Genomic DNA, 12091 nt, shown 5'->3' with positions numbered 1-12091 from the left:
CCTCAGGCCAGGTCCGAGCGGGACGCCCGCAGCAGCCGCAGTTGCACGAACGTGAGCACGCCGAGGATGAGCGCGAGCAGCAGCGCCGCGGCCGAGGCGTAACCCATGTGGAAGTACTGGAAGGCCTGCTGGTAGATGAAGTAGTAGATGACCCTGATCGCGCTGCTCGCGCCCGCGCCGCCGGCGGCCACGGCGACCGTGTCGAAGATCTGGAAAGAGCCGATCAGCGAGACGACCAGCACGAGGGCCAGGACGGGCCGCAGCATCGGCAGGGTGACCGAGCGGAACATGCGCAGCTCGCCCGCGCCGTCGAGGGCTGCGCTCTCGTACAGGTGTGTGGGGATCTGCAGCATGCCGGCGTAGAGCAGGAGCGCGGTGTAGCCGGTGTAGGCCCAGGTGTTGACCATGCCGATGGTCGGGATGGCCCAGTCGGGGGAGATGAAGAAGCCGACCGTGCCCAGGCCGAGCGCCTTCAGCAGGTGGTTGACGAAGCCGAGGTCGGCGTCGAGCAGCCAGATCCACAGCAGGGCGACGGTGACGTTCGGCACCAGCCACGGCAGCAGCAGCATCGCGCGCAGCGCCATCGACCGGGTGAGGCGGTGCATGAGCGCGGCCAGCAGCAGCCCGAGCAAGAGCTGCGAGCCGATGTTGATCACGACGTAGTAGACGGTGATCCCGAGCGAGCGCCAGAACTGCGGGTCGCGCACGAGCTGGGCGTAGTTCTCCCCGCCGACGAAGGCGGGGTCGTTGAGCAGGTTGTAGTCGGTCAGCGAGTACCAGATGCCGCGCACCGTCGGGTAGCCGTAGAAGATCACGAAGCCGGCGATGGCGGGGATCAGGAAGAGCCAGGCCGCCCGGCGATCGTCACGCGGCCGCGGCCGTCTTCGCCGGGAGGCGCCGGGTTGGCTCGGCGGCTCGGCGACCTGCGACCGTTCCTCGGTCCGCATCGTTCTCATCATCGTCCTCGGCGCTTGGTGAAATTGCCCTCTTGCCACGGGGTGACTCCCGAATAATGATGTGAGGCATCGTAAGTTTGTCAACAGCTCCTCATAATCTGACGAGCGCCTCACACCCTCTCCGAGCCCTTCCTTCGCACGTCAACCCCCGCGTGGCGGGCCGCAGCGGCTCGCCCGCAGCCACGTATCCCGGAGGTTTCTCACCCATGTCAGCCCCTGTACGGCCGTCACGCCGGCTTCGCCAGGCCGTCTTAGCGGCCGTGGCCGCCGTCGCGGTAGCCCTGCTCCCGGCCGCCCAGGCCTGGGCGCTCGCGCCCGTCCCCGGCGGGGTCCCGCCCCGGCCGACGGCCCCCGCCTCGCCCGACCCGTCGCTCCAGGCGCACCCGCTGACGGCGGCGCCCGCCCCGCTGGACAACCCGCTCAAGGGCTTCGCCCGCTTCTACTGGCCGGGCGGCGACCAGAACACCGGCTACCCGCACTCCCTCACCTGGAGCTACTTCGGCCTGTCCGAGGTGATGACCGACCCGGCCGACTGCTCGAAGATCAACTGGTCGGTGCTCGACAGCGCGCTGAACGAGATCGCCTCGTACGGCAACCAGGCCGCCGTGCGGTTCTACATCGAGTACCCGGACGGCAGCGGCAGCCACCCCGCCAACGCCATCCCGCGCTGCTTCGACGGGCACGTCACCTACCGGACCAACACCCGATGGGGCACCACCAGCCCCGATTACGACAGCCCGTACCTGCTGGACGCGCTGAGCGACTTCATCGCCGCCTTCGGCGCCCGCTACGACGGCGACCCCCGGATCGGCTTCATCCACCTGGGCCTGATCGGGCTCTGGGGCGAGTGGCACACCTGGCCGTACGACACCGACACCAGCGGCGACACCTACCCGAACTACATGCCGACCGACGCGCACGCCGCGCAGCTCCTCCAGGCCTACGACGCCGCCTTCGACCGGACGAAGCTGGAGGCGCGCTACCCCGACTCGGCGGCGGGCGCGGCGACCGGCCTGGACATCGGCTACCACGACGACTCCTTCTGCTTCCGCGAAGGCTCGCCGCTGTCGGGCGTCACGCTGCCGCAGTCGCTCGGCGGCGCGAGCTACTCGCAGCTCCAGCGGGCGCTGAACGTCGGCGCCGAGAACAAGTGGATCACCGCGTCGATGGGCGGCGAGGTCAGGCCCGAGATCCAGTCGTCGGCGTTCGCGTCCTGGCCCGGCGGCTCCGGCCAGGTCGACAACATGAAGGCGTGCATCGAGCTGGAGCACACCACCTGGAAGATCAACGAGCAGAGCCAGAACTACGCGGCAGGCGACCCCGGCGTCGCCGCCGCCGTCCGGCTCATGGGCTACGACCTCACCGTCGACAACGCCTACTACCGGAACACCGCGAGCGGCGCCACGAACGTCGGCGTGCGGATCAGCAACAACGGCGTCGCCCCGTTCTACTACCCGTGGACGCTCACCCTCGGGCTGAGGAACGGCTCGGGCACCGTGGTCAAGACCTTCGACACCTCCTGGGACCTGCGCACGGTCATGCCGCTCAAGATCCGCGCGTTCCCCGACTGGGGCGTCGGCGCCGACCCGACCTACCGCGACTTCGGCTACCCGCAGTACTTCCAGACCGGCGTGAACCTCACCGGCGTGCCCAACGGCGGCTACCAGTGGGTGCTGCGGGTGAAGAACCCCCTGGAGAGCGTCTCCGCGAACGCCAAGAAGCTCCGCTTCGCCAACGCCGCCCAGGGCGCCGACGGCTGGCTCGCCCTCGGCCCTGTCACCGTCGGCTCCGGCGGCGGCACCGACACCACCGCGCCGTCCGCGCCCACCGGGCTGACCTCGCCGTCCCGCACGGCCGGCTCGGTCTCCCTGTCCTGGACGGCCGCCACCGACAACGTCGGCGTGACCGGCTACCGGGTCTACCGGGGCTCCACGGAGGTCGGCACCTCGGCGACGACCTCCTTCACCGACACCGGGCTGAGCGCCGCGACCGCCTACACCTACACCGTGCGGGCCTACGACGCCGCGGGCAACACCTCCGCGGCCTCCTCGCCCGTCACCGTCACCACCCTTCCGGCGTCGTCCACCGGGCTCGTCCTCGACGACTTCGACGGCGACCCGGCCTACCCGTCGGCGGCGAGCAACGACCTGGGCAGGTGGACCGGCGGCAACTGCTTCCTCAACGGCGGCGGCTCGGGCGTCGTGTCCGGCGGGGCGCTCGCCCTGCGCTACGACAACTGCGGCTGGTTCGGCAGTGACGTCAACACGAGCCTGTCCGCGTACACCCACCTCGTGATCCGGATCAGGGGCGCGGCCGGAGGCGAGCAGAGCCACTTCCACGTGGCGCTCGGCGGCGTGACCAGGACCCTGGCCGGCTACACGCTCGACGGCGGCGGCCACCCGGCCGTCACCACTGCCTACCAGGACATCAGGATCCCGATGGCGGCCAACGGCATCAACCGCTCGTCACCCGGACAGCTCGCCATGGGCTTCTGGTACGGCGGCAACAGCACCGTCACCATCGACTCGATCTCGTTCCAGTGACCCGCGGGGGGCCGGGGACACCCGGCCCCCCGGTTGCTCGAACCCCCATACCCCCCTTGAATGGGGACTTATGTTCCTCCGCAGGCCCAAGCCCTCCAACCGGCGCCCCACCGAACTGCTGATCGGGATCGGGTTCTTCGTGGCAGTCGCCGCGTGCGCGATCACCGCCCTGGTGGTTCCCGACACCCAGGTCGAGGCGCGGTTCGCCGTGATGGGGCTGGCCGCGTGCCTGTACGCCGCGGTCGCGGCCGATCTGTGGGCCGCCGCCGCGACGGGCATCCTGGCCTGGACGCTGGCCACCGGCTTCCTCATCCATCCGCCGGGCGAACTGGTCTTCACCGGCGGCTCCGACGCGATCCGCCTCCTGGCGATCATCGGCATCTCGCTGGCGGGCGGCCTCTACGGCGTCTACCGCCGCCGGACGTGAGTTTCGCCGGATGAAGACGGATTGAAACAGCCCCGGCGTACCCTGACAGGCGTAGTCAAGATCCTGCGCAACCGTCAGCACAGTCTGGGGAAAGGCAGTGGCGATGCGACTGACCGGGATCGTTGCCGTGGGCATGGCAGTGGCGCTGGCGATCAGCGCGTGCGGGGACGGGCAGGGGCAGGAGGGCGCACCCGCCTCCGGCGGGCTGGAGAAGACCCAGCTCCTGATCGGCGTGGTGCCGGTCGCTTCCTCGGCCTCGCTGTTCATCGCCGAGAAACGCGGCTTTTTCAAGCAGGAGGGCCTGACCGTCAAGACCGAGATCATCCAGGCGCCGACCGCGGTCATGCCGAAGATCATCAACGGCAGCATGGACGCCTTCCTGACGAGTTACGTCTCGCTCATGACGATCAACGACTCGGGCGCGGCCAAGCTCAAGCTGTTCCAGCACACCATGGGCGGCGCCCCCGGCTTCTGCGCCGTGGTCGTGGCCAAGGGCTCGCCGATCAGGACGGTGGCCGACCTCAGGGGCAGGACCATCGCGGTCAACGTGCTCAAGACGCTCGGCCACACCGTGGTCAACGCGCACCTGCAGCAGGCCGGGCTCAAGCCGGACGACGTCAAGTTCGTCGCCGTGCCCTTCGCCGACCAGCTCGGCGCGCTGGCCTCGGGCAAGGTGGACGCGGCCTGGCTGGCGGAGCCGTTCCTGAGCGCGGCCAGGAAGGACGGCGCCGTGCAGATCGTCGACACCATCGGCGGGCCCACGGAGGGGGTGCCGATCGACGGGTGGGGCGTGACCGAGCAGTGGCTGGCCAAGTACCCGAAGACGGCCGCCGCCCTGCACCGGGCGCTGGCCAAGGGGCAGCAGATCGCCGGCTCCGATCGCCAGGCGATCGACGAGGTGGTGCCGACGTACACGCAGATCTCCGCGGACGTGGCGGCGGCCATGCGGGTCGGCGAGTTCACCATGGAGGCCGACAGGGCGGGCGTGCAGAAGCTCGCCGATCTCATGCACGGCTTCGGGTTCCTGAAGGCCAAACCGGACGTGGCGCAGATCTTCGCGCCGGCGGCCGAGTGACCAGGGCAGATTGCGAATCACGTTCGCTATTAACTAAGGTGGCCCTAACTTGATCATATAGCGGAAGAGATCGCCCATGCGCTTCGCCCTGGACGTCGCCCCCCTCCGCAGCCAGGCCTTCCGGCGGATCTTCGCCGCCCGCACCGTGGCGATCTTCGGCATCGGCTTCGTCATGGTCGCCGTGCCACTGCAGGTCTTCTCGCTGACGGGCTCCACGGTCGCCGTGGCGCTCGTCAGCACCGTGGTCGGCGGCGCCGCGCTCGGCGGCACCCTGCTGGGCGGGATGCTCGCCGACCGCGGCGACCGCAGGAAGCTCATCCTCGGCGCCCGCGCCACCGCCGCCGTCGCGTTCGCGGTGCTCGCCGGGAACGCGCTGCTCCCCGAGCCGCAGCTCTGGCTGATCTACCTGTGCGGGGTCGTGGAAGGCGTCGCCAACGGCGTGTCCGGGTCCGCGCTGATGGCCGCCACGCCCAGCATCGTGCCGCGCGACAAGCTCGCCGCGGCCGGCGCGCTGATGGCCGTCATGGCGGACCTCGGCTCGGTGGCCGCGCCCGCCCTCGGCGGGCTGCTCGTCTCCGCCACCGGCTTCTGGGGCAACTACGCGCTGTGCGCCCTCGCCGGCACCCTCACCGTCACCCTCCTCGGCCGGCTCCCGCCGCTGCCGCCGCCGCAGACCGCCGCCAAGGAGTCGCTGCCGCAGGCGGTGCGCGCCGTCGCCGGGTACGTGCGCCGCGACCGCGTCGTCGGCCCCACCCTGCTCGCCGGGCTTGCCGCGGGACTGCTGTCAGGCTGGAACGTGCTGCTGCCCGCCTTCGGCCAGGAGGTGCTCGGCGTGCGGCCCGACGTACTCGGCCTGCTGTACGCCGCCCCCGCCGCCGGCGCCCTGCTGGGCTCGCTGACCAGCGGCTGGACGGGCACCGCCGACCGGCTCGGCGCCCTGTGCATGGGGGCGCTGCTGGTGTCGGGCGCCGGGCTCGTCGTCGTCGGCGTCACCGGGTACCTCGCCGTCGCCATCGCCGGGCTCGTGTGCTTCGGGGCCGGACGGGTGGTGGGCGACGTGATGCGGTACACGATCGTGCAGGAGTACACGCCCGAGCGGTACCGCGGGCGGCTCGCCGGGCTGTGGAGCGCCCAGATCAGCGTCGCGATGTCCCTGGGAGCCGTGGCGGCGGGCGGGCTGTCCGCGCTCGTGCCGGCCGGCGTCGTGTTCCCCGTCTACGGCGCCCTCGGGATGGGGAGCGCGGTGCTCCTGGCGCTCCTGCTGCCCACGTTGCGGCGGCTGCGGCGCTCGGCCCGGCCGGCTGACGTCACCGCCGAGCCAGGGCGTCGGTGACGAGCCTGCTCACCCTGCCCACCGCCGTCACCCCCGCGCCCATCGAGCCGTGCCGGTCCGAGACGACCGCGATCAGGAACGTGTGCCCCCGGTCCCGTACCCGCCCGATGCTGTTGACCGTCCACCGCCCGCCATGCCTCGGGCGCGGCAGCCAGCCGTTCTTCAGCGCGACGCCCCCGCGCCCGGCCGCGCTCACACCCCACGCCTGCTCCGGCGCCACCCCGCCCATCAGCCCCAGCACGTACCGGCGGTTCTTCGCCGACAGCGGGCTCCCGGGAGAGGTGAGCGCGGTCAGCAGCCGGACCTGGTCGGCGGCGCTGGTCGTGGTCGAACCCCACGCCCCGCTCGGGTCGGGCCTCGTCTCGCGCAGGCCGAAACGCTTGTTAGCGGCGGCCAGCCCCGGCGCGCCGCCGATCGCGGCCCACAGCGCCGAGGCGGCGGCGTTGTCACTGACCTTGATGGCGCGCGCGGCATGCTGCCGCTCCCCGGTGGTCAGGCCGCGCCGCCGGCTCTGGGCCTTGAGCAGCAGCGCCATCACGATGTCCACCTTGACGATGCTGGCCGTGGCCGTCCTGAGGCCACGGTTGTAGGAGTAGGACCGGCCCGTGGTCAGGTCCTTCACCGACACCGCGACCTGGCCGGGGACGGTGCCGAGATAGCGGTCGATCGTCCTGGTCAGCGGCTTCTTGAACGCCGCGGCCCTGGGAAGGGTCAGCGGCTTCCTGAACGCCGTGGTCCTGGGGATCGCCACGGCCGCGACGGTCCTGTGCGTGACGGCCTCCTGGACCGTTCCAGATCCGGCCGCCGGATGCCCCGCTCCGGTGATCGCCAGCGCCAGGGCGGCCGTGGCGAGCGCGCGCGTCTTACCCCCGATGTCCATCTGTCCCCCTGGCGCGCCGCCCCCGGCGCGCTCCCCGTGTGGTGGGTCCCGGCCACCCCGCGCACCGGGACCACCACCTCATATGTGTGCGGCCGCAGCCGTTTGTCCTTCTTCGTCGCGCAGCGGCGTCCGGATGATTCGGGTGTCAGGCGGTCGCGGCGGTGAACCGCACGGGCAGGGCGACGGGGCCGCGGGTGATGCCGGCGGGCAGCCAGCGCACCTGCGCCGACGGGTCGGCCCAGGCCAGGTCCGGCAGCCGGGACAGCAGCACGCGCAGCCCGGCCGCCGCCTCGATCCGGGCCAGCGGCGCGCCCAGGCAGTAGTGGACGCCGTGGCCGAAGGCCAGGTGCCGGGGTTCCGCGCGGGTCACGTCGAGGCGGCAGGACTCGTCAGGGGGCAGGGTGTCGCGCCCGGCCGAGGTGAGGGCGACCGCGACCGCCTGCCCCGCCTTGATGCGCTGCCCGCCGAGCGTGAGGTCCTCGGTGGCGAAGCGGGCGGGCGTGGTCTCGACGGGGGCGTCGTAGCGCAGGAACTCCTCCACCGCCGCAGGGATGAGGTCCGGCCGCGCCGTGAGCCGCGCGGCCTGCTCCGGGTGGTCGAGGAGCGCGGCCAGGGCGTTGCCGAGGAGGTTCACGGTGGTCTCGTGGCCCGCGACGACCAGCAGGACGGCGGTGCCGAGCAGCTCCGTGTCGGACAGGCGGCCGTGGTCGTCGTCGTGCACGCGGATGAGCTGGGACAGCAGGTCGCCGGTGGGGGTGCGGCGCTTGTCGTCGAGCAGGCCGCGCAGGTAGGAGTTGAGCGACAGCAGGGCGGCGCGCTGCTCCGCGGAGGGGTTGCTCATGCCTTCGCGGGTCCAGCGCTGCAGGTCGGCGCGGCGCTCCCCGGGGACGCCGAGCAGCTCGCAGATCACCGCCATGGGCAGCGGCCTGGTGAAGGCGGCCACCAGGTCCGCCTGGCCGGCGGGGGCGACGGCGTCCAGGAGGGTGTGGGAGAGCTGCTCGATCCGCGGGGCCAGCCGCTCGGCGGCGCCCGCGGTGAACGCCTTGGACACCAGGCGGCGCAGCCTGGTGTGCTCCGGAGGGTCGGCGGTCAGCATGTTGCCGCCGAAACCGGAGCCCGCGAGCATGATGTGCTGCCCGGCCGCGCGCAGCCGCTCCGCGAACGGCTCGGGGTCCTTGCTCAGCTTCGGGTGGGCCAGCGCCTCCCGGCCCAGCTCGTACTCGACGACCAGCCAGACGGCCGAACCGTCGGCGGAGCGCACGCGGTGGATCGGGCCCCGCGCGCGCAGCTCGGCGTAGCGGGCGTGGGCATGGGCCTTGAAGTCGGGGGTCCCGACAAGGATGGTGTCATCGCGGGTGGTCATGATTCGCATGCTCCGCCGATGACCATCCCCGCGCCAGTGCGCGCACACCGTTCGCCTTGACCTGGACCCCACTCCAGGTGGCAGCGTCGTCCTCGGGACATCACATGGCACGAGGGAGTTGGACATGATCGTCCGGGAGCTGGGGCGCAGCGGCATCCAGGTGAGCGCCGTCGGGTTCGGCGCGTGGGCCATCGGAGGGCCGTTCGTCTCCGGCGGCAAGCCCGCCGGCTGGGGAGAGGTGGACGACGACGAGTCCGTGGCGGCGGTGCACCGCGCGCTCGACCTCGGCGTCACCTTCTTCGACACGGCCGACGTCTACGGCGCGGGCCACAGCGAGCGGGTGCTCAGGCGGGCGCTGGCGGGGCGGCGGGACGACGTGGTCATCGCCACCAAGTTCGGCAACGTCTTCGACCCCGCGACCCGCACCGTCACCGGCCGCGACATCTCGCCCGGCTACATCCGGCAGGCCTGCGCGGCCTCACTCGAACGGCTGGGCACCGACCGCGTCGACCTCTACCAGCTGCACATCGGCGACGCGCCGCTGGAGCAGGTGGACGACCTGATCGCCACCCTGGAGGCGCTCGTCGACGACGGGCTGATCCGCGCGTACGGGTGGAGCACCGACGACCCGGAACGGGCGGCGGCCTTCGCCAAGGGGCCGCACTGCGTCGCCGTCCAGCACGAGCTGAGCGTCCTGCGCGACGCCCCGGCGATGCTGGCCGTCTGCGACACGCACGAGCTGGCGTCCGTGAACCGGGGGCCGCTGGCGATGGGGCTGCTGTCCGGCAAGTACGGGCCTGAGTCCAAGCTGCCGGACGACGACGTCCGGGGGGACTCGCCCGCGTGGATGACGCTCTTCCGCGACGGGCGGCCCGCGCCGGAGTTCCTCGCCATGATGGCGGCGATCCGGGACGTTCTGACCTCCGGCGGGCGGACACTCGCTCAGGGGGCGCTGGGGTGGTTGCTGGGGCGGAGCGAGCGGACGGTGCCGATCCCGGGGATCAGGACGGTGGCGCAGGCCGAGGAGAACGCGGGCGCGCTCCAGCACGGGCCGTTGAGCGCGGCGGAGCTGGCGCAGATCGGCGAGCTGCTCCACCGTCCGGCCTGAACCGTCGCCCGCCTCAGCGCCAAGCTACGGCTTCAGCGCTGGGCGGCGATCTGGCGGACGCATTCGTCGGCGACCCGGCGGGCGAACCCGGCCGGGTCCTCGTGCGCGGGGGCGTGCTCCGGCACCACGGCGTGCACGATGCCCTCGGCGAGCAGATCCACGGCGCGCACCCGCTGCCGCCTGGCCACCGACGGCGCCTGCTCGGGGCCGCCGTGCAGGATCGCGCTCGCCCCCTCCGGCGGCAGCGGCGACAGCCACGCGTTGCCCGCCGCGATCACCCGGCGGGACGGCAGCAGCGCCAGCGCGCCACCGCCGCTGCCCTCGCCCAGCAGCACCGAGACGGTGGGGACGGTCAGCTCCACCATCTCGGCCAGGCAGCGGGCGATCTCGCCGGCCAGCGCGCCCTCCTCGGCCGCCGCCGACAGGTCCGCTCCCGGGGTGTCGATGACGCACACCAGCGGCAGGCGCAGCTCCTGGGCGATGCGCATGCCGCGCCGGGCGCCGCGCAGGGCTGCCGGGCCGAGGGGGCGGTGCTGGGACTGGGTGCGGCGGTCCTGGCCGACGAGGACGCACGGGGTGCCGGAGAACGAGGTGAGCGCCAGCAGGAGCGCGTCGTCGGTCTCGCCGAGCTGGGTGCCGTGCAGCGGCAGGACGTCGTCGGCGGCGTGCCGCAGCAGCTCACGGACGCCCGGCCGGTCGGGACGGCGGGTGAGGCTGATCGACGCCCACGCGTCGCCCCCGCCGTGAGTAGGCCGGGCGTCGGCTGCGGGTGGCCGTGGAGCGTCGGCGGCGGGCGGTGGAACGGGTCCGGAGGTGCCGGAGAGGAGGGCCAGGGCGCGGGCCGCGACGCCGGCCAGCTCCTCCGTGGGCACGACCGCGTCCAGAATGCCCTTGTCCACCAGGTTCTCCGCCACCTGCACCCCTTCGGGAAACGGTTCACCGCGCAGCGTCCGGTACACGACCGGCCCGAGGAACCCGATGAGCGCCCCAGGCTCGGCGACGGCGACGTGCCCCAGCGACCCCCACGAGGCGAACACCCCGCCGGTCGTGGGATGGCGCAGGTAGACGAGGTAGGGGAGCCCCGAGGCCTTGTGCGCCACGACGGCCCGGCTGATCTCGACCATCCGGACGAACGCCGGCGTGCCTTCCTGCATGCGGGTCCCGCCCGAGGCGGGCGCGGCGATCAGCGGCAGCCGTTCGCGGGTGGCGCGGCGGACGGCGGCGACGATGCGTTCCGCCGTGGCCACGCCGATGGACCCGCCGAGGAAGCCGAACTCGCTGACGACGAGCGCCGCCGCGTGCCCGCGGATCGACGCCCGCCCGGTGAGCACGGCCTCGTCGGTGCCGGCCTTCTCCTGCGCCCGCCGCAGCACGGCGAGGTAGCCGGGATCGTGCCCGCCGCGGTCGATGGGCTCGTCCCAGGAGCGGAAGCTGCCGGGATCGACCGTGGCCTCGATCAGGGCGCGGGCGGCCGGGCGGGTCATGCGCCGGGCAGCCGGGCGTCGTTGCCGACGATCGGGTTGCGCAGCGTGCCGAGGCGGTCGATCTCGACCTCGACGACGTCGCCTGGCCGCAGCAGCCACGGGGGAGTGCGGGCGTAGCCGACGCCGGCGGGCGTGCCGGTGGCGAGCAGGTCGCCGGGGCGGAGCGTGAACGTGCGCGAGATGAGCGAGAGCGTGTCGCCGACGGTGTAGACCATCTCGTCGGTGCTGCCGTCCTGCACGACCTCGCCGTTGACCCGGGTGCGCACCCGCAGGCCGTCGCGCAGGTCGCCGACCTCGGCGGCGGGCACCATGGGGCCGAGCGGGCCCGAGTGGTCGCCGTTCTTGCCGAGGATCCACTGGCTGGTCAGCTTCTGCGCCCTGCGCGAGGTGATGTCGTTGAAGGCCGAGTAGCCGACGACGGCGTCCAGCGCCTGCCCGGGGTCGGCGTCGGCGAGGGGCGCGCCGACGTACGCGACGACCTCGCCCTCCCAGTCGAGGCCGTCCTCACCGGACGGGACAGGCACCGGCGCGCCGCCGACGGTCAGCGACTGCGTCCAGCGGGCGAACAGCGTCGGGTACGGCGGCAGGTCCTTGCCCGCGAAGGAGCCTTCGGCGACGTGCTTGAGGTAGTTCAGCCCGATGCAGATCACCCGCGCGCCGGGCAGCACGGGCGGGACGAAGGTGACCTCCGCGGCCTGGACGGTCTCGCCGGCGGGCTCCCGCGACACGTGGCCGCGCGCGTCGGCCCAGAAGTCCTCCAGCGGGGCGAGCACCGCGACCTCGGTGCCGTCCGGTGACAGGGACGCCACCTCGACCGGGCCGCCGTTGCGGCGGATCCCCACGATCCTCATCGGTCATCTCTCCTTGCGGCGGACGAAGGGTGCGAACCCTTCTAAAGGTTCGAAGGTTTGTGCTTAGATAA

10 protein-coding genes are annotated in these 12091 nt (G+C 72.7%); 5 read left to right on the top strand and 5 right to left on the bottom strand.

Features of this window, described 5'->3' with window-relative positions:
* Positions 1-2 precede the first annotated feature (2 nt).
* A complete protein-coding gene (locus FXF51_RS07895) occupies positions 3-947 on the bottom strand; it encodes a carbohydrate ABC transporter permease (protein WP_148433612.1) in 945 nt (314 codons plus the stop codon).
* Between the two features lie 269 nt (positions 948-1216).
* On the opposite strand from FXF51_RS07895, the gene FXF51_RS63420 reads away from it, so the two are divergent.
* The 4 genes from FXF51_RS63420 to entS all read left to right on the top strand — a co-directional run bounded on the left by FXF51_RS63420 (position 1217) and on the right by entS (position 6334).
* Positions 1217-3499 (top strand): fibronectin type III domain-containing protein, encoded by a 2283-nt coding sequence (locus tag FXF51_RS63420; protein ID WP_316247610.1) that lies wholly within the window; start codon positions 1217-1219, stop codon positions 3497-3499.
* 70 nt (positions 3500-3569) lie between these two features.
* Positions 3570-3926 carry a hypothetical protein gene (locus FXF51_RS07885; protein WP_148433610.1) on the top strand — a complete coding sequence of 119 codons (357 nt, stop codon included), beginning with the start codon at positions 3570-3572 and terminating at the stop codon, positions 3924-3926.
* A 103-nt stretch (positions 3927-4029) separates the two neighbouring features.
* On the top strand, positions 4030-5001 hold the full coding sequence (locus tag FXF51_RS07880; RefSeq protein ID WP_148433609.1) for an ABC transporter substrate-binding protein: 972 nt from the start codon (positions 4030-4032) through the stop codon (positions 4999-5001).
* A gap of 76 nt (positions 5002-5077) precedes the next feature.
* Positions 5078-6334, top strand: a complete 1257-nt coding sequence (gene entS, locus FXF51_RS07875) for an enterobactin transporter EntS (protein WP_148433608.1) — start codon at positions 5078-5080, stop codon at positions 6332-6334.
* Here entS and FXF51_RS07870 read toward each other — a convergent pair.
* Together FXF51_RS07870 and FXF51_RS07865 are read right to left on the bottom strand one after the other, a co-directional pair.
* On the bottom strand, positions 6309-7214 hold the full coding sequence (locus FXF51_RS07870; protein WP_148433607.1) for a serine hydrolase: 906 nt from the start codon (positions 7212-7214) through the stop codon (positions 6309-6311). The genes entS and FXF51_RS07870 overlap by 26 nt on opposite strands.
* Positions 7215-7359: 145 nt before the next feature.
* Entirely contained in the window at positions 7360-8577 is a 1218-nt protein-coding gene (locus tag FXF51_RS07865; protein ID WP_148433606.1) for a cytochrome P450 family protein, read from the bottom strand.
* A 124-nt stretch (positions 8578-8701) separates the two neighbouring features.
* On the opposite strand from FXF51_RS07865, the gene FXF51_RS07860 reads away from it, so the two are divergent.
* Positions 8702-9685 carry an aldo/keto reductase gene (locus FXF51_RS07860; RefSeq protein WP_148433605.1) on the top strand — a complete coding sequence of 328 codons (984 nt, stop codon included), beginning with the start codon at positions 8702-8704 and terminating at the stop codon, positions 9683-9685.
* Positions 9686-9717: 32 nt separating this feature from the next.
* On the opposite strand, the gene FXF51_RS07855 is transcribed toward FXF51_RS07860, so the two are convergent.
* Together FXF51_RS07855 and FXF51_RS07850 are read right to left on the bottom strand one after the other, a co-directional pair.
* Positions 9718-11169 (bottom strand): carboxyl transferase domain-containing protein, encoded by a 1452-nt coding sequence (locus FXF51_RS07855; RefSeq protein ID WP_148433604.1) that lies wholly within the window; start codon positions 11167-11169, stop codon positions 9718-9720.
* Complete coding sequence (locus FXF51_RS07850; protein WP_148433603.1) at positions 11166-12020, bottom strand: fumarylacetoacetate hydrolase family protein; 855 nt, start codon at positions 12018-12020, stop codon at positions 11166-11168. Before FXF51_RS07850 ends, FXF51_RS07855 begins: the two co-directional genes overlap by 4 nt.
* Positions 12021-12091: the final 71 nt, after the last annotated feature.

This window comes from Nonomuraea sp. PA05 (genome assembly GCF_008086045.1).
Classification (GTDB): domain Bacteria; phylum Actinomycetota; class Actinomycetes; order Streptosporangiales; family Streptosporangiaceae; genus Nonomuraea; species Nonomuraea monospora.
This window is presented reverse-complemented; position numbering and strand designations above follow the sequence as displayed.